Source organism: Synechococcus sp. R6-10 (genome assembly GCF_047461815.1).
GTDB lineage: Bacteria > Cyanobacteriota > Cyanobacteriia > Thermostichales > Thermostichaceae > Thermostichus.
This window is the reverse complement of the sequence record NZ_JANSHW010000649.1, coordinates 1-22,849: the sequence shown is the minus strand read 5'-3', so window position 1 is coordinate 22,849 and position 22,849 is coordinate 1. Positions and strand designations below refer to the sequence as shown.

18 protein-coding genes are annotated in these 22,849 nt (G+C 59.0%); 11 read left to right on the top strand and 7 right to left on the bottom strand.

The window, feature by feature from the left end:
• Nucleotides 1–800: long-chain acyl-[acyl-carrier-protein] reductase (locus tag NW837_RS15035; RefSeq protein ID WP_414332411.1), on the top strand; the 800-nt coding region annotated here is incomplete at its 5' end.
• A 321-nt stretch (nucleotides 801–1,121) separates the two neighbouring features.
• A complete protein-coding gene (gene tenA, locus NW837_RS15030) occupies nucleotides 1,122–1,781 on the top strand; it encodes a thiaminase II (protein WP_414332409.1) in 660 nt (219 codons plus the stop codon).
• Here tenA and NW837_RS15025 read toward each other — a convergent pair.
• The 4 genes from NW837_RS15025 to rpoB all read right to left on the bottom strand — a co-directional run bounded on the left by NW837_RS15025 (nucleotide 1,778) and on the right by rpoB (nucleotide 11,877).
• Nucleotides 1,778–2,452: a uracil-DNA glycosylase gene (locus tag NW837_RS15025; protein WP_414332407.1), complete on the bottom strand. Its 675-nt coding sequence runs from the start codon at nucleotides 2,450–2,452 to the stop codon at nucleotides 1,778–1,780. The two genes, tenA and NW837_RS15025, sit on opposite strands and share 4 nt — an antisense overlap.
• Nucleotides 2,453–2,480: 28 nt before the next feature.
• Complete coding sequence (locus NW837_RS15020; protein ID WP_414332405.1) at nucleotides 2,481–6,395, bottom strand: DNA-directed RNA polymerase subunit beta'; 3,915 nt, start codon at nucleotides 6,393–6,395, stop codon at nucleotides 2,481–2,483.
• A gap of 63 nt (nucleotides 6,396–6,458) precedes the next feature.
• Complete coding sequence (locus NW837_RS15015; protein WP_414332403.1) at nucleotides 6,459–8,342, bottom strand: DNA-directed RNA polymerase subunit gamma; 1,884 nt, start codon at nucleotides 8,340–8,342, stop codon at nucleotides 6,459–6,461.
• Between the two features lie 115 nt (nucleotides 8,343–8,457).
• Nucleotides 8,458–11,877, bottom strand: coding sequence for a DNA-directed RNA polymerase subunit beta (gene rpoB, locus NW837_RS15010; protein ID WP_414332402.1), 3,420 nt, complete (start codon nucleotides 11,875–11,877; stop codon nucleotides 8,458–8,460).
• Between the two features lie 577 nt (nucleotides 11,878–12,454).
• Here rpoB and NW837_RS15005 point away from each other — a divergent pair.
• The gene (locus NW837_RS15005; protein ID WP_414332415.1) at nucleotides 12,455–13,168 is read left to right on the top strand and encodes a heme oxygenase (biliverdin-producing); all 714 of its coding nucleotides are present in this window, start codon (nucleotides 12,455–12,457) and stop codon (nucleotides 13,166–13,168) included.
• Between the two features lie 84 nt (nucleotides 13,169–13,252).
• On the opposite strand, the gene NW837_RS15000 is transcribed toward NW837_RS15005, so the two are convergent.
• Nucleotides 13,253–13,783, bottom strand: a complete 531-nt coding sequence (locus NW837_RS15000; protein ID WP_414332400.1) for a pentapeptide repeat-containing protein — start codon at nucleotides 13,781–13,783, stop codon at nucleotides 13,253–13,255.
• 137 nt (nucleotides 13,784–13,920) lie between these two features.
• On the opposite strand from NW837_RS15000, the gene pyrR reads away from it, so the two are divergent.
• From pyrR to NW837_RS14985, 3 genes are all read left to right on the top strand, one after another.
• Nucleotides 13,921–14,469: a bifunctional pyr operon transcriptional regulator/uracil phosphoribosyltransferase PyrR gene (pyrR, locus tag NW837_RS14995; RefSeq protein WP_414332398.1), complete on the top strand. Its 549-nt coding sequence runs from the start codon at nucleotides 13,921–13,923 to the stop codon at nucleotides 14,467–14,469.
• Nucleotides 14,470–14,520: 51 nt separating this feature from the next.
• The gene (locus NW837_RS14990) at nucleotides 14,521–15,492 is read left to right on the top strand and encodes a putative 2-dehydropantoate 2-reductase (protein WP_414332396.1); all 972 of its coding nucleotides are present in this window, start codon (nucleotides 14,521–14,523) and stop codon (nucleotides 15,490–15,492) included.
• A 79-nt stretch (nucleotides 15,493–15,571) separates the two neighbouring features.
• A complete protein-coding gene (locus NW837_RS14985; RefSeq protein ID WP_414332394.1) occupies nucleotides 15,572–16,144 on the top strand; it encodes a metal-binding protein in 573 nt (190 codons plus the stop codon).
• Nucleotides 16,145–17,313: 1,169 nt separating this feature from the next.
• Here the strand turns inward: NW837_RS14985 and NW837_RS14980 are convergent.
• Complete coding sequence (locus NW837_RS14980) at nucleotides 17,314–18,069, bottom strand: ankyrin repeat domain-containing protein (RefSeq protein ID WP_414332392.1); 756 nt, start codon at nucleotides 18,067–18,069, stop codon at nucleotides 17,314–17,316.
• Between the two features lie 199 nt (nucleotides 18,070–18,268).
• On the opposite strand from NW837_RS14980, the gene NW837_RS14975 reads away from it, so the two are divergent.
• A complete protein-coding gene (locus NW837_RS14975) occupies nucleotides 18,269–18,904 on the top strand; it encodes a J domain-containing protein (protein ID WP_238376784.1) in 636 nt (211 codons plus the stop codon).
• On the opposite strand, the gene NW837_RS14970 is transcribed toward NW837_RS14975, so the two are convergent.
• Nucleotides 18,901–20,313, bottom strand: a complete 1,413-nt coding sequence (locus NW837_RS14970) for a 2-succinylbenzoate--CoA ligase (protein ID WP_414332390.1) — start codon at nucleotides 20,311–20,313, stop codon at nucleotides 18,901–18,903. The genes NW837_RS14975 and NW837_RS14970 overlap by 4 nt on opposite strands.
• A gap of 146 nt (nucleotides 20,314–20,459) precedes the next feature.
• Here NW837_RS14970 and petG point away from each other — a divergent pair, with 146 nt between their 5' ends.
• From petG to NW837_RS14950, 4 genes are all read left to right on the top strand, one after another.
• Nucleotides 20,460–20,573 (top strand): cytochrome b6-f complex subunit V, encoded by a 114-nt coding sequence (petG, locus tag NW837_RS14965; protein ID WP_011433989.1) that lies wholly within the window; start codon nucleotides 20,460–20,462, stop codon nucleotides 20,571–20,573.
• A 63-nt stretch (nucleotides 20,574–20,636) separates the two neighbouring features.
• Nucleotides 20,637–22,265, top strand: a complete 1,629-nt coding sequence (locus tag NW837_RS14960) for a bifunctional pantoate--beta-alanine ligase/(d)CMP kinase (protein ID WP_414332413.1) — start codon at nucleotides 20,637–20,639, stop codon at nucleotides 22,263–22,265.
• 144 nt (nucleotides 22,266–22,409) lie between these two features.
• Nucleotides 22,410–22,574: a hypothetical protein gene (locus tag NW837_RS14955; protein ID WP_187147237.1), complete on the top strand. Its 165-nt coding sequence runs from the start codon at nucleotides 22,410–22,412 to the stop codon at nucleotides 22,572–22,574.
• Nucleotides 22,567–22,849: CNNM domain-containing protein (locus NW837_RS14950; protein WP_414332388.1), on the top strand; the 283-nt coding region annotated here is incomplete at its 3' end. The genes NW837_RS14955 and NW837_RS14950, both read left to right, overlap by 8 nt.

Here is a 22,849-nt window from a genome sequence, read left to right as displayed (position 1 = left end):
CCGCCTGTCGGAAAGTGTTGAATGCGATGGCTCTGGCCCAGCGGCGCGGCTTGAACATTACTGCTTTGGGGGGATTTAGCAGCATCATTTTTGAGACTTTTCGCCTCGACAGTCTCCGGCGAGTCCGCAACATTGACTTGGAGATCCAGCGCTTTACCACCGGCAATACCCACACGGCCTACATCATCTGTCAGCAACTGCAGTTGGCGGCCCAGCGCTACGCCATGGACTTGGCAGCCGCTACGGTTGCGGTGGTGGGGGCGACCGGAGATATCGGCAGCGCCATTTGTCAATGGTTGGTGGCCCACACTCACTTGGGCAAATTGTTGCTCATCGCCCGAGAGCGACGGCGTCTGGAGGAATTGCAGGCCAAGCTCAAGCAGGGGGAGATCTCTTCGCTGGAAGAGGCCCTGCCCCGCGCTGACTTTATCGTTTGGGTGGCCAGCATGAGCCAAGGCATGGCCCTCGATCCCCAAGTTTTGCCGGATCCCTGTGTCATCATCGACGGTGGCTACCCAAAGAACATCGCCTCCAGCTTGCATCGGAAGGGGCTCTACGTCATTGACGGGGGGATGGTGGAGCACTCTTTGGATATTGAATGGAACATCATGCAGTTTTTGAATGTGGCCAACCCGGCCCGTCAGCTTTTTGCCTGCTTTGCTGAATCCATGCTGCTGGAGTTTGAGGGGCTGTACACCAATTTCAGTTGGGGCCGTAATTTGATCACCCTTGAGAAATTGGATCTGATCGGGCAGCTTTCCCGCAAGCATGGGTTCCGCCCCCTCATGCCCGAAGCCTAATTGAGATTCAAAATGAAGAAAGCCTCAGCCCCAGCAGAGGTGCTGGCCCTGGTCAGGTCAATCACCAATCGAGTAAACTACCCGACACCAACCGCTAGGCGGTACGGAGCGGGCTTTTAGTAGCCCTGCAGTTAGCAAGCCAACCACGAGCCTCTGGGGTGGTTTACTGCACCCCCAATCGACCGTTACCAGTGCCTTAAAAAAAACCGTTTCTGGTGCCCGCAGTATTATTATAGCATTCCTCCCAACACTGACTTTATAGGTACAGTGCGGGGCTCCTGCAATTTCTAGCTGAAGACCAAACGCCGAGAGACGGTCGCCATGCCCCAGTCCTTTACAGCCCACCTTTGGCAAGCCATTCAGCCCATCTACAAGCAAATCCTCGATCACCCCTTCAACCGAGAGTTGGCAGCGGGCAGCCTATCGCGGCAGCGGTTCCAGTTTTATTTGCAGCAAGATGCTCTTTATCTCACCGACTTTGCCCGCGCCCTGGCCTTGATCGGAGCTCGTTCCGAAGGGGCTGAGCAGGTGGTGAGTTTCTTGAACTTTGCCCTGGGAGCCATTGTGGCCGAACGCAGCCTGCACGAAAGCTATTTTCGCCTCTACGACATTCAACCCGAAACGGCCTATGCTCCTGCTTGTTTTACCTATACCCGTTTTTTATTGGCTGCGGCGGCTTTGGATCCCTATGAGGTGGCCATTGCCGCTGTGCTGCCCTGCTTTTGGATCTACCGAGAGGTGGGATCCACCATCTATCGCACCGCGCAGCCTGACAATCCCTACCAACAGTGGATCGACACCTACGCCGGGGAAGAATTTGCCCAAGTGGTGCAGCAGGCTTTGGACATCACCGACTCCGTTGCTCAGCAGGCTACAGAGCCGCTGCGGGAAAAGATGAGGGCAGCTTTTGTCACTGCCTCCCGGTTGGAATGGCTGTTTTGGGACAGTGCCTATCGCCTCGAATCTTGGCAACCCGCCTAATGCTCACTCGGTCGGGCTGGCTTACCAGACAGCAACTGCTGGGCTTGCGCGAAAACGGCATCCAACATCGGCTCCGTCAGCAGCCGTGTGGCCGTGTTGCGCCGGCTGGGATGGTAAGACGCCAGCAAATAGCGACCCTCTGCCAGGGGAATAACGCAGTTGTGGCCAAAGCGGGGACGGGGCCTGAGAGGTGGCAAGAGCGTCAGAGCGTGTTGGAAGGCAAAATGCCCCAACGTCAGGATCACTCGCACCTGGGTTAGCAGCTCCAGCTCTTGCTTCAGGTAGCCCAGGCAGGTCTTGGCTTCTATGGCGGTGGGGCGGTTCTCCGGGGGCACACAGCGCACCACTGCCGAGATGTAGCAATCCTGCAATTGCAGGCCATCCTCTCGGTGGGTAGAGGTGGGCTGATTGGCAAACCCGGCTCGGTACAGGGCGCGAAACAGCCAGTCCCCGCTGGGATCCCCGGTAAACACGCGCCCGGTGCGGTTGCCCCCATGGGCTGCCGGCGCCAACCCGATCACCCACAGCCGCGCCTGCGGATCCCCGAACCCTGGCACCGGTCGGCCCCAGTAGAGCTGGTCGCGAAAACGGGCCACCTTCTGAAGGGCGACTGACTCTCGCCAGGCCACCAAGCGGGGGCAGCGGCAGCAACTGACGATTTCAGTTTGCAAAGTGGCCCAATCCTGGAGACCCAGCGCCTCACTCCTCCTCGTCGTCATCCTCCTCTAGCTCGTCGAAGGCAGGGGTGGAATCGTCGATCAATTGATCATCTTCCAAGATCAAACGAGGCGGCAGCTCCGGCAACACCGCAGGCTCTTCCTCCTCTTCGTCAGGCTCCGGCTCGGCGGCAATCTCCTCGTAGGTGGTGAAGCCCGTGCCTGCCGGGATCAAGCGCCCGATGATTACGTTTTCCTTCAAGCCGCGCAGCCAGTCGGATTTGCCCTCAATGGCCGCCTCAGTCAGCACGCGGGTGGTTTCCTGGAAGCTGGCCGCTGAGATGAAGCTGTCGGTATTCAAGCTGGCCTTGGTGATCCCCAGCAGGACGGGCGTGTATTTGGCCGGCGCTCCTCCAGTAATGGCCATGGTGGCATTGATCTGCTGGATTTCCCGCAACTCCACCAGCTCGCCCGGCAGCAGGATGGTGTCGCCACCATCATCCACCCGCACCTTGGAGGTCATCTGGCGCACCACGATCTCAATGTGTTTGTCGGAGATCTCCACCCCCTGGGAGCGGTAGACGTTCTGCACTTCGTTGACAAAGAAGCGCTGCACCTCCCGCAGAGCCAACCGTGCGGCTTGGTCATCTCCCAAGGTTTGGCGATGGTACTCGTAGTAGATCTCCAAGAGGTCGTGGGGGTTGGCAGGGCCATCGGTTAGGGGATCCCCCACCCCCACCGGCTGTCCATCTACCACGATCAAGCTCTGCCCCGGCAGCACAGGATAGTCTCTAACGGTGCCATCGGCTTCGATGACCTTGAGATCTGGCTCTTCTCCCCGCCAGCTCAGTTGAACGGTGCCGGGCCGCTTGGCCAGAACACACATTTCCTTGGGCTTGCGGGCCTCCAGCAGCTCCTCAATCCGTGGCAGACCCTGGATGATGTCCCCTGTCTTGGCCCGCTCGAACACCAAGAGGGCCAGAGAATCCCCCCGCTGCACCAGATCGCCATTCCGTACCTGCAGGATGGCACCCGCAGAAACCAAGTAGGGCCGCGCCATCCGCAACAGGACTTGGCCGTCCGTTATCTGCATCACCTGTCCTGACTGTGGAGAAGGGATCCCGGGAGCAAGCTCGTCCCCAACCCGCACCAGCGCCCCCACTTCCACATTGGCTGGGCCCGTCAGGGGCACCTGCACCAGATCGTCGTCGGTAATCACCAGCACCCGCCGTACCACCTCCGCTCCCTCGCGGATCCCTTGGACGATCCCGGCCTTTTTGGCTTGGATTTCGGTGCGGGCGATAACATCTCCGCTGGCGATGGAGTCTCCTTCCTTCACCAACAGCCGCGTGTGGGTACTCCCCTGCGTCAGATCCGCTTCCACGTCGCGGCGCAGCAACAGGGTTTCCAGAATCACCAGTTGCAGGCGGCGAATATCTGGATCCTTCTCATCTTGGATCAGCTCGATATCGGCCTTCAGTTGTGGGGCGTCGGTATCGATTTCCAGCACCAGTTGGGTGCGCAGGAGCTCTACAGGGCCTACCGACTTCACCCGCTCCCCATCTTTGAAGGGAACCCGCTGCACCGCCCGCAGACGAATGGAGCGACCGGACTCGCTGGTGGACTCTTGAGTGGGCACCAAGGGCCGGTCGGGGATCTCGTACTCCTGCACCGGACGCAGCAGCAAGCCTGGGCCTTCGGGAGTTTCCACGTGTTCCAGGTAGACCAGTCGGTCGGGAACGATGCTGCTGAGCACCGGTTGCCCTGGCTGGATTAGGGTGCCACTTTTCACTTCCAAGTCGGCGGGGTTGTCCACCAGATGCAGGGATCCCGGCTTGATGACAATCTCCCGCAGAATGTCGTTCTTCTGGATGACTTCGACAACACCGGCATTCTGGCAAAAGATGTCTTTCACCACCTCAGTGCCTGCTTCCACATACTGGCCATCGTCCACGTTCAGCAGGGAGATGTCCTTGTTCACCTCGTGGGTCTCTTCCGGGATCCACAGCAGGGTGCCGCCCTGGATGACTTCGTAGCCTTGCTTGGCCTTGCCGCGCCGTGCCACCTCAATGCCAGCGAACTTCACCAAGCCTCCGGTCTGGCTGCGGAAGTGGTTGTCGATCAGCTCCGCCACCACCTCGTCGTTGCCTACTTTGGTGCCCGGAGTGGCCTTGAGGACGAAGGTCTGCCCACTAGAAGTGTCCAGCAAAAACTGCTCCCGCCCCTGGTGGGATTCCACCCGTACCCGTGCTTCCCGCAACACCACCGAAGCGTTGATGATCTCCACCTCGCGCCCACTTCTGGTGTCGCTGCGCTCCGGTAGCCGCACAATGCCGCCATGCTCCGTCACCAGCGAGGTTTCGGCGATCACATCCCCCGCCTGCACCCGATCCCCGTTTTTCACCACCGGCTCGGCCCCCGGAGGCAGGTTGTACACCTGTCCAGACATCACCCAGATCAATCCCTGCCGCTGGGCAGTGTAGGTGGTGTTACCCTGGCGGTCAGTCTTCTCCTCGATGGGCAGATCGGCAAAGCGAATTTCTCCAGCCAGGTCGGCCACCACCTCTTTCTGGGCTTTCTCGGTGCTCTTACGGCTGGCCTTGGCCAGGGACACCTCTGCAATCAACTGATCCCGCTGCACCTGGGCTCCGTCCCGCACCAGCAGGGTGGATCCCTGGGTCATGTCGAAGGACTCCCGTTGACCGTCTGGGCCTTCCAAGATGATTTGGTTGTTCACTTCCACCTGCAGGGCATCGTCGCCGTGGCGGGTACGGAAGGGGCGGGTGCGCAGATTTTTCGGGAACCGCACCACACCCGCAAAGGGGGCGCGAATTTGGCGGGCCACCTCCCCTGTAAACACGCCTCCCGTGTGGAAGGTGCGCATGGTCAACTGGGTGCCCGGCTCCCCAATCGATTGGGCGGCGATGATCCCGACTGCTTCCCCCAGATCCACCAGGCGGGAGTGGGCCAAGCTCCAGCCATAACACATCCGGCACACGGAGCGGTTGGCTTCACAGGTGAGGGGAGAACGCACCATCACCTGCCGGATGCCGGCCTCCACAATCGTCTTGGCCAGGTCGTGATCCACCTCTTGGTTGCGACGGGCAAGCACCACCTGGGTTTCTGGGTGCACCACGTCGCGCGCCAACACTCGGCCCACCAAGCGCTCCTCCAGAGACACCACCACCTTGTCCCCGTCCATCAGGTATTCCAGAAGGATGCCCTGCTCAGTGCCGCAGTCAGATTCCCGCACGATCACATCCTGAGACACATCCACCAAGCGGCGGGTGAGGTAGCCAGAGTCGGCGGTGCGCAGGGCCGTATCCACCAAGCCCTTGCGGGCCCCATAGGAAGAGATGATGTATTCGGTAACGGTCAGGCCCTCGCGGAAATTGGTTTTGATGGGCAAATCGATGATCTGGCCCTGGGGGTTGGCCATCAGGCCGCGCATGCCCACCAACTGGCGCACCTGGGAGACGTTCCCCCTTGCCCCCGAGTTGGCCATCATGTAAACGGAGTTGAGGGGATCGTTCTGCTGGAAGTTGTTGAGCATCTCCTCTTTGATCTGGTCGTTGATCTGGTTCCAGGTGTCGATCACCTTATGGTAGCGCTCCACCTCTGTGATTTCTCCACGGGTATAGCGCTCGGTGGCCGCCTCGATCTCGGCTTCCGCTTGTGCCAACAACTGCCGCTTGCTGGGGGGAACGCGCAGGTCTTCAACGCTGATGGAGACGGCTGCCTGGGTGGCGTATTTGAAGCCCAGGGTCTTCAGAGCATCCGCCATCTGAGCAGTGCGGGCCGTGCCGTAGCGGGCAAAAGACCAAGCAATTAGGTTGCGCAGCTCTTTTTTGCCAATTTGATAGTTGCGAAAGGGCACAGGGGGCAAGGGGGTGTCGGCTTTGTTACCGTCGGCAGCCTGCCGCGCCAGGCCAGCGGAAAATCGTCCTTTTTCGCTCATGATGCCTCGCTAGAGAGAAGAGGAGAGAGGGGAGAGAAGAGCCGTCCTACGGCAGAGGATGAACTACGCAGACAAAATATCTTGCACGGTCTTGTTAAAAATGATCCGGCCCGGCGTGGTGCGAATGTACTGGCTGATCACGTTGCCGTCTTGATCCTCGCGGATACGGCGGTAGTTGGTGATCTTGAGGCGAATGCCGCCCGGTTCTTCGATGATTTGCGGCTCGGACTCTTTTTCGCCCTTGCCCAACTCCATCGGGCCGTGGTAGCGCACCCAGACCTTGCTGTGCAGGCCGATAGCACCGCGGTCGTAGGCGATGAGAGCATCTTCCAAGCTGGCAAAGAAACGATCGCCAAGATCGGGCTGGTGGGGGTTATCTGCCGTCAGGTAGTAGCACCCCAACACCATATCTTGGCTGGGGGTGATGATGGGAGCGCCGGTGGCCGGGGAGAGGATGTTGTTGGTGGCCAGCATCAGCAGGCGCGCTTCCGCCTGGGCTTCCAACGACAGGGGCACATGCACCGCCATCTGGTCGCCGTCGAAGTCGGCGTTGAAAGCAGGGCAGACCAAGGGGTGAAGTTGAATCGCCCTTCCCTCCACCAGGATCGGTTCAAAGGCTTGGATCCCCAGGCGGTGCAGCGTGGGAGCGCGGTTGAGCAAAACCGGGTGGCCGTCGATCACGTCCTCCAGCACATCCCAAACCTGCGGGTCGTTGCTTTGGATCAGCTTTTTGGCGGCCTTGATGTTGTTGACGATGCCCCGCTTGATCAATTTGTGGATGACAAAGGGCTGGAACAGCTCGATGGCCATCTCTTTGGGCAGGCCGCACTGGTGCATGCGCAGGCTGGGCCCCACCACGATCACCGAACGTCCGGAGTAGTCCACCCGTTTGCCCAACAGGTTTTGCCGGAAGCGCCCCTGTTTGCCCTCGATGATGTCGGAGAGGGACTTGAGGGGACGGTTGTTGGCCCCCGCCACTACGCGCCCCCGCCGACCGTTGTCGATCAGCGCGTCCACCGCCTCCTGGAGCATGCGCTTTTCGTTGCGCACAATGATCTCCGGCGCCATGATCTCCTGCAGCCGGGCCAGGCGGTTGTTGCGGTTGATCACACGACGGTAGAGATCGTTGAGGTCGCTGGTGGCAAAGCGGCCCCCATCCAACTGCACCATGGGACGCAAATCCGGCGGGATCACCGGCAGCACCCGCAACACCATCCACTCCGGACGGGATCCGGTGGCAATGAAGTTGTCGATCACCCGCAGCCGCTTGATCAGGCGTGCCCGCTTTTGGCCGCGAGCAGTGGTGATCTCCTCCCGCAGTTGCTCCGCCTCTTTTTCCAGGTCGATATCCTTGAGCAGGCGCTCGATGGCCTCCGCCCCGATCATCGCCCAGTTCTCCGGCAGTTGCAGTTCGGATCCCTCCTCGTACATCTGATCTTCGATCTCGAGGAATTGATCCTCCGTCAGCAGTTGTTTGTAGGAGAGATTCTGGGCATTGCCCGGATCCACCACTACGTAGGCGTTGAAGTATACCACCTGCTCCACATCCCGCAGCGGCATATCCAACAGGGTGGCGATGTGGCTGGGGATCCCTTTCAAATACCAAACGTGGGTGACCGGAGCGGCCAACTTGATGTAGCCCATGCGGTGGCGGCGCACCCGCGACTCGGTCACCTCCACCCCACAGCGCTCGCAGACGATCCCCCGATGCCGTACCCGCTTGTACTTGCCGCAGTGGCATTCCCAGTCTTTGGCCGGCCCAAAGATGCGCTCACAGAAAAGACCATCCATCTCCGGCTTGAGGGTGCGGTAATTGATGGTCTCGGGCTTGGTGACTTCCCCCACCACTTGACCATTCGGCAGGGTGCGCTGGCCCCACTCCATGATCCGTTCTGGAGAAGCCAAGCCGATTTTGACATAGTCAAAGCGTTGCTCTGTTTTGGCCATCGCCGTTTTCCTCCTGGCTTGCTGAACCCAAAGGAGAGGGAAGCCCCACCCTCCTTCGTGGGTTGAAGGGGATCCCCGTCACGTTCGCGTCAGGGGTGGGGAGCGCTCTCAACCCTCAAAAGTCCTCTTCCTCCTCCTCGTCCTCATCTTCCTCAAGGCTGCGGCTGGCATTCGCGTCAGCGGTGCGGAGCACTCTGGTAAAGGCGGGTGATGGCGAGAGATCCTCAGCCGTAACCGATTCATAAGTGGGTCGAGAGGGAGTGTGACGGTTGGAAGTATCGGCCATCAGATCCACTTCCACATCGTGGGTTTGCCCTTCGCTGTCCACCTCCACCTTGTGTACAGACACATCTAGGCAGAGGGACTGCAACTCCCGTACCAGCACCTTGAAGGACTCCGGCGTGCCGGGTCGAGGGATCGGCTTGCCCTTGACAATGGCGTTGAGAGCCTCGTTGCGCCCCACCATGTCGTCGGACTTGACGGTGAGCAACTCCTGCAGGATGTAGGCTGCCCCAAACGCCTCCAAAGCCCACACCTCCATCTCCCCAAAGCGCTGGCCGCCCTGCTGCGCCTTGCCCCCCAGCGGTTGCTGGGTCACCAAAGAATAGGGGCCGGTGGAGCGGGCATGGATCTTGTCATCCACCAAGTGCACCAGCTTCAGCATGTAGGCGCGGCCCACCGTAACGGGCTGGTCGAAGGGCTCCCCGGTGCGACCATCAAACACCTGGATTTTGCCGCAGTACCTGCCTTCCGGGTTGAAGATCCAGTCCTTGCCGGTCTTCTCTCGGGCTTCCCTCAGCTTGGCCTCCACCGTCAGACGGGAGGCTTCTAAACCGTGCATCTCATCAAAGGGCATCAGCTTGAAGCGCACTCCCAGATGTTCTGCTGCCCAGCCCAGCAGGCACTCGTACACTTGGCCCACGTTCATCCGGGAAGGCACCCCCAAGGGGTTGAGCACCACATCTACCGGTGTGCCGTCCGCTAGGTAGGGCATGTCCTCAATCGGCAAGATGCGGGAGATGATGCCTTTGTTGCCGTGACGGCCCGCGATCTTGTCCCCCACCTGGATTTTGCGCTTGAGGGCGATGTAGACCCGCACCACCATGTTGGCGCCGGGAGGCAGCTCATCCCCCTGTTCGCGGGTAAAGATGCGTACATCCACCACCCGACCGCGCTCGCCGTTGGGCACCCGCAGGGAGTTGTCCCGCACATCCCGAGCCTTTTCCCCGAAAATGGCCCGCAGTAGCCGCTCTTCTGGGGGCTGATCCGACTCCCCTTTGGGGGTGACTTTGCCCACCAAAATGTCGCCGGCCTCCACCCAAGCCCCAATGCGCACAATGCCGTTCTCATCCAGGTCCCGCAGGGCATCTTCCCCCACGTTGGGGATTTCGCGGGTAATCTCCTCAGGGCCCAGTTTGGTTTGCCGGGCCTCGATCTCGTGCTTCTCGATGTGTACCGAGGTAAAGACATCGTCGTAGACCAGCCGCTCGCTGATCAAGATGGCATCTTCGTAGTTGTAGCCCTCCCAGGGCATGTAGGCCACCAACACGTTTTGGCCCAAAGCCAACTCGCCCCCTTCGGTCGCCGGGCCATCCGCCAGCACCTGGCCAGCCAATACCCGATCCCCCGTATAGACAAGGGGACGCTGGTTGAGGCAGGTGTCTTGGTTGGAGCGCTGGTATTTCTGCAGGCGATAGACAATTGGATCCCCGCCGTCGTCTGGCCGCACCACGATTTCGTCGGCAGAGACATAGGTCACCACGCCATTGGTGCGCGACACCACCACCATGCCGGAGTCCCGTGCCGCCTGGGCTTCCAGGCCAGTGCCCACATAGGGCCGATCCGGCTTGAGCAGGGGCACCGCCTGCCGCTGCATGTTTGCTCCCATCAAGGCACGGTTGGCGTCATCGTGCTCCAGGAAGGGGATCAAGGAGGTGGCCACCGAGATGACCTGCACCGGCGCCACTTGGACGTAGTGCACTTCTGTGGGGTGGGCGGTGGTGAACTCTTGGCGGTAGCGCACCGGCACCAAATCGGCAGTGATGCGGCCTTCGGCATCCACCGGCACATCCCCAGGGGCTACGCGGTACTCGTCCTCTTCATCGGCAGTGAGGTAGACCATGCCCAGATCTTTGCGCACCACGCCGTTCTCGACCCGGTAATAGGGGCTTTCGATAAAGCCGTACTGGTTGACGCGGGCGTGGGTGGCCAGGGATCCAATCAACCCGGCGTTGGGGCCTTCTGGAGTTTCGATGGGGCAGATGCGGCCGTAGTGGCTGGGGTGGATATCCCGCACCGCAAAGCCGGCCCGTTCCCGACTCAGGCCGCCGGGGCCCAGGGCAGATAGCCGCCGCTTGTGGGTCAGCTCCGCCAGAGGATTGGTCTGATCCATGAACTGGGAGAGCTGGCTGGAGCCGAAGAACTCCTTAATGGCCGCCACCAAGGGTTTGGGGTTGACCAAAGAGGCCGGGGTGAGGTTTTCCGACTCGGAGACTGTCATCCGTTCTCGGATGATCCGCTCCAGGCGATTCAGGCCCACCCGCACCTGGTTTTGCAGCAGCTCGCCCACGGAGCGCACGCGGCGGTTGCCCAGGTGGTCGATGTCGTCCACATGGCCGATGTCGTACTCCAAATTGATCAGGTAGTCGATGACGGCCAAAATGTCGGTGACGGTAAGCACCCGCACACTTTCGGCTACGTTCAAATTTAACTTTTTGTTCAGCTTGTAGCGCCCTACCCGGCCCAAATCGTAGCGTTTGGGGTCGAAGAAGCGGGATTCCAGCAACTGCTGGCCACCCGATACGGTGGGGGGTTCCCCGGGCCGCAACTTGCGGTACAGCTCCATTAGGGCTTCTTCTTCGGTGTAGGGCCCCTCTTTCTCCATGGTTTTCTGGAAGAATTCGGGGTGGCGCAGGTTGTCGTAAATCTCGGAGTCGCTCAGGCCCAAGGCTTTCAGCAGAACTGCCGCCGAGAGCTTGCGGGTTTTGTCGATGCGCACCCACACCAGGCCGTTTTTGTCGGTCTCGAACTTCAGCCAGGCACCACGGTTGGGGATGAGGCTGGCGCTGTAGGTACGACGCCCGTTTTTGTCCAGCTCCGACTTGTAATAGACGCCGGGGCTGCGCACAATTTGGTTGACGATCACCCGCTCGGCGCCGTTGATGATGAAGGTGCCCCGATCCGTCATCAAGGGCAGTTCGCCGATGAAGACGTCCATGTCTTTGATCTCGCCGGTCTCTTTGTTGATCAGGCGAGTGGGCACCCGGATCTGCGCTTGATAGGTGGCATCCCGCCGCTTGGCCTCCTCGGGGTCGTAGCGGGGGCGGTTGATCTTGTACCCTTTGGAGGGATCCCCAGGGCGATATTCAGGCAGGAAGTGCAGCTCCAGCTTACCAGTGTAATCGATGATGGGGGAAAAGCTGAGAAGCTCCTCTTCAAACCCTTCTCGCAAAAACCACAAGAAACTCTCCCGCTGAATCTCCACCAGGTCAGGAAAGGTAGGAGCGACAGGGGATTGCACTGCTAATTGTGTCATGCGTTGCTCGGGAGGGGTCGCGCTGCAGTCAGGCCTTCCATTATAGAAACCCCGCCAACGATCGTCAACGAACGTTACAAAGGTCGAGGGGCTGTCCGGATCCCTTGAGGGCTCACTTGGAAAATCTCGGCAAAACCGCTGGGGATCCCCTTTTGGCTGCCGGGGCAGGGGCGGTTTCCGCCATGCCTTAAGGATTGTTCACATCCATTCACACTCAAGCAGATTATTCTAATCTTTAACCGTTTTTGCGGATCATCCGCTGCTCCAGCTCGGATTTCCGGTCAACCTTGGGGATCGGAGGGGTGGCTCTGACAGGCTCAGCCGGTCGCCAGGGTGGACGCGGCGCCGGTCTTTGTCGCTTTTGAGATGCACGCTGTTGATGCAGGCTAGGGGGCAAGACGCGGAGCCATCAATCATGAGAAAGGATCGGGAATGGGTTTACAAAGCTTCTCAGGCTGGGGAAACCTCCGGATGGCTTGCAGGTGATCCAGAAGCGCAGTTTGTTGGCAAGGAGGGTTTTGTGAGTCAAAGCCACAACAATCAGAATAAGAATGATTTGAGTAACCGGGACAACAGCCTGTCGGCCCAGTTGCGAGAGGGCACCAAGCAGTCCCACACCATGGCCGAGAACATGGCCTTTATCAAGTGTTTCCTGAAGGGAGTGGTGGATAAACGGGCCTACAGCCGCTACCTGGGCAATTTCTACTTTGTCTACAGCGCTTTGGAAGAAGGCTTTGCCCAACTGCGAGAGCACCCCCTGGTGGGCCGGCTCTACTACCCAGAGCTGTGGCGCAAGGCCAGCCTGGAGAAGGATTTAAATTATTTTGTTGGCCCCAACTGGCGCTCTTTGGTCAGGCCCTCCCCTGCCTGCCAGGTCTATGTCAACCGCATTCGGGAAGTGGTGGAAAAAGATCCGCTTCTGCTGATCGCCCACGCCTATACCCGCTACATCGGCGACCTGTCGGGCGGTCAAATCCTCAAAAACATTGCCCGCCGGGCCATGGGCTTGCCGCAGGGGGAAGGAACGGCCTTCTACGATTTCGAGCAGATCCCTCATGAGGGCAAATTCAAGCAGCGCTACCGCGCCCAGCTGGATGCGTTGGAGCTGGATCAAACCACCATCGACCGCATTGTGGCAGAGGCCAACTATGCCTTCAAGCTGAACATGGATCTGTTTAGGGAGTTGGAGGGCAATTGGCTGTTGTCGATGGCCCGCTTGGCCTGGAATTCGCTGCTCAGCCAGTTTCAACGCAAGCCCACCCGTTCTGAGGCAGCCGCTCCCAGCTCCTAAAATCCGGATTCCAGAGGGCAGTGAGGCGATGGGTTCTGCTGCCTATCTCCCCTCTCCCTCTGGGAGAAGAGCCGGGGGTGAGGATCAGTCACATTCAAGAGTGTCGCGGGTGGCCCGACCGGTTACAGGGTTAACGCCGGTGGCCCGTTCGCAAAGGATGGAGAGGGCGTCTTGCCGTATCAACGCATTGGTGAAATCCGCCCCATCAATTTGGATCCCTTCGACTCGGGCCAGCCACATCATGCTGTCCTGCAGTTGCGCTTCTCGCAGATCCGCACCCTGTAAGTTGGCCATGTCCAAAGTGGCCCCCCGCAGGTCGGCCCCGCGCAAGTTGGCTTTGCTGAGATTGGCCCCGAACAGGTTCGCCCCTGCCGCCTTCACATGGCTGAGATCGCTTTGGCGCAGGTTGGCCTTGAGAAACTTCCAGCCGCTCAGGTCTTGCCCTGCAAAGCTCACCCCCTGTAGATCTCGTTTGGTGTAGTCTTCGGCGTGGGCCGGGGATCCCAGCAGGGTAACCCCCAGGCAGAGTATCAGCCCGCAAAGCACCATCCCCCGCAGGAAACGGCTCAGCCAAGACCGCCTCGCCAGAACCGAAGCCAGCCAAGCAACAGACATCGTGGATCCCTCCCTCAAGGAAACCTCCATGGCTTGGGAATTGCTTCTGGTTTTATCTTACCGGATAGGGATCCCGCCGGCAGGTTGGGCTATCTTAAAGTCTTCTACAGAGATTGGCGAGGGGGCGACAGGGATCCATGTCCGAGATCGAGGTCTTCGATGCGGAGCAGTTGGCCGGGCTGATCGAGGGTCTGGCAGAGGCGATCGGCAGGGATCATCCCCACCTCCAAAAGTTGACGTTGATCGGCATTCGCACCCGGGGAGTTCCCCTGGCCTACCGCCTGCGGGATCGGATTGCCACTCTGCTGGGGATCCCGCCCCAAGTGGGGGAGCTGGACATCACTTTTTTCCGCGACGATTTGAGTGCCGGCGGGTTGCGCACCCCCGATCGCAGCGAAATGCCGCGTGACCTGACCGGCCAAGAAGTGGTGCTGGTGGATGATGTGATCTTTCGCGGTCGCACCGTGCGAGCAGCTTTGGAGGCTCTAAACCACTTTGGGCGACCGGAACGGGTGCGATTGGCGGTGTTGATCGACCGGGGTCACCGGCAGTTCCCCATCCAGCCCGATTACTGCGGTTGTCAGCTTTCCACAGAACCGGAGCAAATGGTGAGAGTCCATCTGCGGGAAACCGATGCAGAAGAGCGGGTGCTGTTGATAGACAAAACAGCAAAGATCAAGTCCTGAGCCAGCGCTGGGGTGCGGTATTTTAGGGATGACCTGCCGAAACTCACTGCCATGTCTTGGTTGCCGGAAACCCGCCGCTACGCTGTTTTGGGCACGGGCGCTTTGGGAGGATTTTATGGGGCGAAATTGCAACAGGCGGGCTTTTCGGTGCATTTTCTGCTGCACAGCGACTATGAGCATGTTTGCCAAAACGGCCTGTGGGTGCAGTCCTGCTGGGGGGATTTTCATTTGCCCCAGGTGAATGCCTACGCAGCCGTGGAGGACATGCCCGCTTGCGAAGGCGTGATCGTGGCTTTGAAAGCCACCCAAAATGCGCTTCTGCCGCACTTGATCCCGCCTGTGTTGGCCGAGAATGGCGTGGTGATCTTGTTGCAAAACGGGCTGGGGGTGGAACCCGAGATTGCCGATTGCGTTGGCCCAGAGCGGGTCATGGGGGGCCTCTGCTTCATCAGCTCCAATAAGGTTGGCCCCGGCCACATTCACCATCTGGATTACGGTTCGGTGCTGCTGGCAGAATACGGCCCTGGCTATGCCCCCCAAGGGATCACGCCCCGCCTTCAACAAGTTCAAGCCGATTTTCAACGGGCAGGGATCCCGACTTCGCTCTCACCAGATTTGATGTTGGCCCGCTGGCAGAAACTGGTCTGGAATATTCCCTTCAACGGCCTCTCGGTGGTGTTCAATGCCGATACTCAGCAAATGATTCGAGACCCTGAGGCCCGTGCTTTGGCGGAAACGCTGATGCAGGAGGTGATACAGGGAGCTGCAGCTTGTGATCGCCTGCTTCCCGACTCCCTGATCCAAGAAATGCTCACCAATACCGAGAAAATGGCCCCCTACCGCACCAGCATGAAAATCGACTATGAGCGCAAACGTCCTCTGGAACTGCAGGTGATCTTCGGCAACCCACTGCAGTACGCTCGACAAGCTGGGATCCATCTGCCACGGGTTGAAATGCTCTACCGACAGTTGCAGGTGTTGGATCGCCTGAATCGAGGGATCCCTGGGGAGCAGCAGGCTTAAGTTTTTCAAGATCCGGCGGAGCGATCCCAGGGCTGGAGCAGGCTTTCTCCTTTGCTTGCGGGTAGACTGAGCCGCAGTCGTGTACTGTTGCTCTGGCTTTATGCCGCTGGGATCCACCCACGATCGCATTACCCTCTGGACGGCCCCCGGCATCACCCTAGCCGCCGGTGTGTTGGGGAACAGCACCACAGTTGCCCTGGCTGTGGGATCCGCCTATCTGTTCAGCGGCCTGATGTTTTCTGGAGATCTGGACACCTGTTCTCGACAGTATCAACGCTGGCTGTTCTTGCGTTGGATTTGGCTGCCCTACCGCAGGTGGATACGGCATCGCTCCTTTTGGTCTCATGGGCCGATTGTGGGCACCGCCGTGCGGGTACTGTACTTGAGCCTATGGGCAGGAGGAGCTGGCCTGCTGGGGGCTTGGCTGGGATCCCGGTTGGGCTGGTGGATGTGGCAACCCTGGGTGTGGGGCAGCGATCTCTGGCAATTGCTGCAAGTTCACGCCGAGATGCTCTTTTGGATTGGGATGGGGTTGGAACTGGGATCGGTGAACCACAGCCTAAGCGACTGGATGGTCTCCCGCTGGAAACGCTGGCGCAGAAAACGCCGTCAGGTTCGATCTCCTGCCAGGCGACTTAGCTATCGTGGCTAGGGATCCATTGGGCCAAGGTTTGATTTTTCGCCCGCCACGGCATTTGAATGGCAGTGAGGTTACCTACTGTTCCGCAACGCGTAGTCATTTATCTCACCGTCAAGGTGAAACAAACGACCGGTTGCTTCCTGCTAAGGCCTCCGGCCCGCTACGCGAGCAGTTGAAATAGAGGGTAATAAGAACCACGACTGCTATCAGCCCCTCACCCCCCCTTGAACCTGTGCTGTGCCCACAACTCCGCGACCTATCCTCTCAAGAGGGCTGAAACTGCAAATCTTGGCCAATTACCCTTTAGCCCAGGTACTCTGCTTGTGGCCATTTCGATTCAAACTGGGACACTGCACCCATACCTAAAGCCTTGAATACAGGGAATCAGAAAGCTCTCCTCAGTAGCCCAAGCGTCTCACCCTAACTTGAAACGACTACTTGAAGCAGTTTTGTCAAGAACATTTCCTCTTACGTTGGCTAGGTATTGCGATTTAATCTCAATAAAGCTATGCTGTTACTCAGTTGAGTGGTGGAGTCATATCCATCAGTCTTCCTCTCTTGTCTTGGATGTGGCAGGGATCCTGTGCTGGCAGAGCTGGCCATCTGCGTCAGCAGGGATCCCTTTTTCTCCTCTCCAAGGCTAAGCAAGGTTCTGTGCTAATGAGAGTCAGAGTCAGTTGATAGAGAGATTTTTTGCTTGCTCATGTCAATCTGTGGAGGTGGCAGTGTAAAGGAGCAACAGCGGCTGAGGGTTATGGCTTTGGAAGGGGGCAATCTGGCTTCGGGAACCGGAAGACAAGACCGAATACAAAGATTGCTGCTCTAGTTTCCTTTGCAAACTTGTCAGAAGCTAAGGAAAAAGACCAACCTTTTGGGACAAACTGTCTGTCCTATGTCTTGTTTTGTCGTTCAAAAATTTATGTTGGGCTCAAGAGAAACTCTAGAAAAAAGTTGAATCAGGTGGAAGAATCAGTTAGAATCTAGCTGGCGTTAACGCTAACCGCGACGAAGAGACTGGAGGGAGGAAAGCCTAACAGCCTCTCTCCTTTTTTCTGTAGGGGTTACCCTCACTCTCAAACCCCATCTCATGAGAAGGGAGGAAGACCAAATACCCTATGACTTGAAATAGCAGCATTTTCATTAACTTTTGTTTTACTCTCTATGCCAAACTTGATACTAAGCTAAAGAGTTGCTCCTCGATCTTGTAACCATTGGACAGCCAGCCTGTGTTGGCGTTTTTGTGCATAGGCTAAGGGGGTATGCCCATCTTCATTGCGAGGGTTTAGTTCGGCTCCATTTTCCAGCAAAAGCTCCAGGATTTCGATGTGTCCTTCCCAAGCAGCCCAGTGCATCGGTGTCGCCCCGAATCGGTTGCGCGCATTGGCATTGGCCCCGTACAAGAGCAAAAAGCGAGCGATGCCCAAATCCCCTCGGGTGGCGGCTTCATGCAGAGGGGTTCGGCCTGTTTCGTCAGTGGCATCCACCGGCGCTCCCTTGGATAGTAGGCGGGCCAGAATGCTTTTTCGACCGGTGGCTGTGGCCCAGTGGAGAACACGACCAGTGTTGGCTCCCTTTTGGATGAGCAGACCGATTACTTCTACCTGATCGGTTAAAGCAGCCCGATGGAGAGGGGTATAGCCATAGTTATCTGGGAGATCGATATCGCTGCCTGCCCTCAAGAGACGCTCCACCAGCTTGACCTGACCGCTGGCGGCAGCCAAATGGAGAGGGGTAGCACCTGTGGGATCTAAGGCATTGGGGGAGGCGCCATATACTAAGAGCAAGTCCAGCAGTCCCAGATGGCCAAGGAGTGTCGCTTTATGAAGCAAGGTCATTCCCTGAGCATCGACAGCATTTACATCTTCCCCTTGCTGCAAATAGGCCAATAGTTGTTTTAGATCTCGATTGGCAAGAGCTTGATGAAGCGCTTCACTCATAACAGATAGAAATAAAAAAGCCAAGTTGCAATGAAGTTGGGCAACAGGAAGGGATCCTCGATAGGCCGGAATGGAGGCTCCAAACAACTTGGGCAAAGTCTAACACTGGATCCCTGCTGCTGAGGGAAGCGGGAGAACCAAGCGCTTGGTGGGATCCCTTGGTCAAGCCGGGGCCGCAGCGATAGACTAGAGCTGGTTTTTGGCCAGGTCTTTTCCCGATCCCTTAGTTGCGCCACCGTTTATGGATTACTACGCGATCCTGAACCTATCTCCTGCAGCGGACATTGAAGAGATTAAACAGGCGTTTCGACGGTTGGCGCGGCAGTTTCACCCTGATGTGGCAGGGGAGGGATCCCGAGAGCGTTTCCAACAAATCCACCAAGCCTACCAAGTGCTGAGCGACCCTGAGCAGCGGCGGCGCTACGATGCACAACGTCAATCTGCACAACGTCAATCTCCACCCAGCTCTCCTGCTGCCGGCGAAAGGCGGGTGGTCATTCGCAGCATAGGCCCCTCATCGGCAGAGCAGCCCAATCCGGAAGGGCTCAAGGAGGGGATTGCCCGCGTCAAGGCAGCCTGGCGGGAGCGGAAGTTGCCCACGGCGGTGGCCCAGGCGGAGGCGCTGCTGAAACGGTTTCCCAACTCCAGCGAGGCCATCCACATCTTAGCGTTGGCCTACCAGCGCTTCGGCAACCATTTGATCTACGAGGGGCGCTATCAGCAGGCGGAAGCCTACTTGAGAAAAGCTTTGGCCACGGAGCCGCACAACCGAGAATTGGCCTTTGAAATCAAGCGAGATTTAGCCCGTCTGGGCATTCGGGAGGGATCCCGCTAACTTGCCTGCGTTGGGATCCCCAACGTCTGAGCTGCCCACTGCCGGAGTTGTTGGCGGTTGACTTTGCCCTGAGGGTTGCGCGGGATCCCCGTACACCACAGCCAGTGCTTGGGGTGCTTGAAGGGACTCAGTTGGCGGCTCAGGTGTTGCTTCAGGTGCATCTCCAGCTCTTTGGGGATTGCCGGGATCCCTGTTTTGGGGACGACCACCGCCACAACCCGCTGCCCCCATTCGGCATCCGGCAGGCCCAACACACATGCATCTTCCACCCAGCCGCTGGCTCGGATCTCCCCTTCCACTTCCGCAGCCATCACCTTTTCCCCGCCGGTCAGGATCAGGTCATCGGCTCGACCCAGCCAATGGAGACATCCCTGTCGGTCTAGATAGCCCAAATCGCCGGGGGTAAAGCCTTGCTGTTGCCCTTCGCGTAAGCGGTGCGTAGCACTTAGGTGCGGGTAGTAGCCCAGTGCCAGCGACTCTGCCTGAATGTGAATGTAGCCCACAGCATGGCTGGGCAGGAGATCCCCTTTTTCGCTGCGGATCTGGAGCGTGGCGTGGGGCAAGGGCCGGCCCAGGCTATCGTTGCCTTGCCAAAACGCTTCCGGCAACAGCGTACAAACTTGGGAAGCCGTTTCCGTCGTGCCATAGGTGAGGGCAAGAGGAAGGTGAAGTTGCCGGGCCTGTTGTCTCAGGCTGGGCCAGGTGGGGCCACCGCCGACCAAAATGGCCCGAAATTGGCGCAGGCTCTCCAAAACTCCCGGATGGGCGCTGAGCAACAGCCGTTGCAACTGAGTGGGCACCAGCGACAGAAAGCTCCCCGGCAGAGGGGGATCCCAAGACTCGGCCTGCTGTTGCCGTTTCCAATCCCAGACAACCCACTGCCCACCGCTCAGCCAGGAGCGGACTGCCTGCATCAAGCCGCTGACGTGGTACAGGGGCAGAACGCAATAGCTGTGTACAGGCCCGACGGCAAAGTGCTGTTGGTGGGCTTTGGCCGAGGCACTGAGGGTCAGCCAAGAGTGCAGGGCCCATTTCACTTGGCCGCCAGAGCCACCCGTGGGGATGCCGATCAGCGGCCAATGGGAGCTGGGCAAAACTTCCCGCAACTCTCGCAGGCGCGGATTCAAGGGGGCGGGATCCCCTTCCAGTCGGCCCTGGCGCCAGCACCAGCCGGATCCCATATCCGCCAAAGCCTGTCCCCATTCCCGTTCTCCCCAGTGGGGATTACCCAGGAACAGCGGGATCCCCAAGCGTTGGCAGGTCAAAACTGCCGCCCACACCTGCACTGGATGCGAGTCCGCCACCAGCAGGGGAACGGCCTTGTCTGCCAAAGGGCGCAGTTGCTCTTCCAGTTTGGACAGGCACTCCTTCAAGTCTCCGCCATCCCCGGACAAGACAATTGACCTCATGGGCTATGGGTATGCCATCTCAACGGCTTCGCGGATCCCCTGCATTTTATTAGGGGATCCCCCCTCGATTTCCTTGGCAAGGAACGGTGAGGATAGGTTTGGGCTTGGCTTATCATGATCTAGGTTTGAACTGGGAGGTCTGTGTTGTGATCGAGCCGATTTTGTTGGGGATCGTCTTGGGCATGGTGGTGGTCACCTTGGCGGGCTTGTTCGTGGCAGCCTACAGGCAGTATCAACGCAGCAACAAGATCGGCCTGTAGGAGCAGCCTTTGGGGGGGTTGGAGAAAACCCATAGGGGAGAGAGAGATTGAGGTGGCATGGCAATGCACTGGCTGCGCACAGTTGCTGCTTTGCGGGAGCAGGTAGCCGATTGGCGGGGATCCACAGTTGGCTTGGTGCCCACGATGGGATCCCTGCATGAGGGCCATCTCAGCCTAATCCGCCGCTGCCGGCAAGAGTGTGACCACACGGTGGTCAGCATTTTCGTCAATCCGCTGCAATTTGGCCCCAACGAAGACTGGGATCGCTATCCCCGCGACGAAGAGGGGGACCGAGCTTTGTGCGAGGCAGCAGGTGTGGATGTGGTCTTTGCCCCTGACCCGCAAGAGATGGGAGCCGACCCCGCAACCGGAAGCGACCGCACCTGGGTCATGCCCCCCGAATCCCTTCTGCAGACCCTCTGCGCCCCCCACCGACCTGGCCACTTTCGCGGTGTAGCCACCATTGTGCTGCAACTGCTGAACCTGGTGCAGCCGCAGCGGGCCTACTTCGGCCAAAAAGACGCCCAGCAACTGGCGATCATTCAGCGTTTGGTTCGGGATCTGCAGATACCCACCACGATTGTTCCCTGCCCCACGGTGCGAGAAGCCGATGGCCTCGCCTGTAGCTCCCGCAACCGCTACCTTTCTGCTGCTGAACGACAGGTGGCTGCCGGGCTGTACCGGGCCTTGCGTCGGGGATATGACCATTGGCAGGCCGGGGATCCCTCAGCAGAAGGGATCCTTGCCGCCGCCCGTGCTGAGCTGGAGCATACCCCAGAGCTGCAACTGCAATACCTGGAATTGGTGGATCCCCAAACGCTGCAACCGCTGCCGCGGGTGGAAGACAAGGGCCTGCTGGCCATTGCTGCCTATGTGGGGCAGACTCGCCTGATCGACAACCTGCTCCTTTCCCCAGAGCAAGGGGATCCCTCGCCGGAGAGAGTCCAGCATGCGGCACCGCCCTCTTCCGGCACGACCTCTCCCCCGCGTCGCCCGCTGATTGCCATCGACGGCCCGGCTGGAGCCGGAAAATCCACCGTGGCGCGGGCAGTAGCCGCCCAGCTGCAGCTTTTGTACTTGGACACGGGGGCCATGTATCGAGCCATCACCTGGCTGGCACTGCAACGGGGGATCCCTTTGGACGATGCCGAGCAACTCACCCAACTGGCCGCCCAAACCCAGCTCACCCTGCAAAGTGGCACCTCTTCGACAGAGCCGACCCGCATCTGGGCCGATGGCGAAGAAATTACCCAGGCCATTCGCTCTCCGGAAGTGACCCGCTGGGTCTCTCACGTGGCGGCAGTGCCGGGAGTACGCCAGGAGCTGGTGAAGCGGCAACGCAGCATTGGCCGGGATGGCGGTGCTGTCTTGGAGGGGCGGGATATCGGCACCCACGTCTTTCCCGATGCAGAGCTGAAGGTTTTCTTGACCGCTTCTGTTGGGGAGCGGGCGCAGCGTCGGCAACACCAACTCCAAGCCCAAGGGCAAATGGTGCCTCTCGAAGAATTGAAAGCGCAAATCGAGCAGCGGGATCGCCGCGACAGCGAACGGCTCATCTCTCCCTTGCGGCCTGCCCCCGATGCCATCTTGATCGACACAGATCACCTGAGCCAATCCGAGGTGGAAGACAAAATTGTAACGTTGTACCGGCAGCTTTTGGAGCGATCTGGCCCGGCCCGTTTAGATCAGTAGCTTTGACTCAATCAAGACTAAATCAACGGGACAAGTCAGATTTCCGCATGATTTTCAGGGAGCTGGCCGGTTTGAACAGCTTGATCCCTCTCTCATTTCTCATTGAAGATTTTCGTTGAAGATGCAGTTGATGAGGGGGCACGGATGCCGAGCTATGGGTTGAGTGATGAACTTTGGCAAAACCACCGAGGTGTTGAGGTGCCGGAGGGGATCCCGTTGATGATGGAAATAGGCCGACCCGCTTTTCTCTCGATGAGCCAATGCTACCTGTATCCCGTTCCGCCGTCGCGAACGGAGCGCTATGGTTAATGTCTTTCTCTTGGCCTTTCTGCTGCTTCTCTCAGGAGCTTGCTCTGGCGCCGAAACCGCCATCACGGCCATGGACAACCTGCGCCTGGAATCTCTGATCGAAGAACAAGGGGATCCACAGGGCTTGTATCGACTGGCCCAACAACAGCGCTCGCGGCTGATCACCACCCTGTTGCTGGTGAACAACTTTGTCAACATCGGCATTGCTGCTCTGGCCACAACCCTCTCTATTGAACTGTTGGGAACCCAGATTGGAGCTTTGGCCGCCACCGTGC

Excerpts from the sequence above, each read along its gene's own strand:
- tenA (WP_414332409.1), top strand. The coding sequence starts at position 1,122 with ATGCCCCAGTCCTTTACAGCCCACCTTTGGCAAGCCATTCAGCCCATC.
- NW837_RS15020 (WP_414332405.1), bottom strand. The coding sequence starts at position 6,395 with ATGAGCGAAAAAGGACGATTTTCCGCTGGCCTGGCGCGGCAGGCTGCC.
- NW837_RS15015 (WP_414332403.1), bottom strand. The coding sequence starts at position 8,342 with ATGGCCAAAACAGAGCAACGCTTTGACTATGTCAAAATCGGCTTGGCT.
- rpoB (WP_414332402.1), bottom strand. The coding sequence starts at position 11,877 with ATGACACAATTAGCAGTGCAATCCCCTGTCGCTCCTACCTTTCCTGAC.
- NW837_RS15000 (WP_414332400.1), bottom strand. The coding sequence starts at position 13,783 with ATGTCTGTTGCTTGGCTGGCTTCGGTTCTGGCGAGGCGGTCTTGGCTG.
- pyrR (WP_414332398.1), top strand. The coding sequence starts at position 13,921 with ATGTCCGAGATCGAGGTCTTCGATGCGGAGCAGTTGGCCGGGCTGATC.
- NW837_RS14990 (WP_414332396.1), top strand. The coding sequence starts at position 14,521 with ATGTCTTGGTTGCCGGAAACCCGCCGCTACGCTGTTTTGGGCACGGGC.
- NW837_RS14980 (WP_414332392.1), bottom strand. The coding sequence starts at position 18,069 with ATGAGTGAAGCGCTTCATCAAGCTCTTGCCAATCGAGATCTAAAACAA.
- NW837_RS14970 (WP_414332390.1), bottom strand. The coding sequence starts at position 20,313 with ATGAGGTCAATTGTCTTGTCCGGGGATGGCGGAGACTTGAAGGAGTGC.
- NW837_RS14960 (WP_414332413.1), top strand. The coding sequence starts at position 20,637 with ATGCACTGGCTGCGCACAGTTGCTGCTTTGCGGGAGCAGGTAGCCGAT.
- NW837_RS14955 (WP_187147237.1), top strand. The coding sequence starts at position 22,410 with ATGCCGAGCTATGGGTTGAGTGATGAACTTTGGCAAAACCACCGAGGT.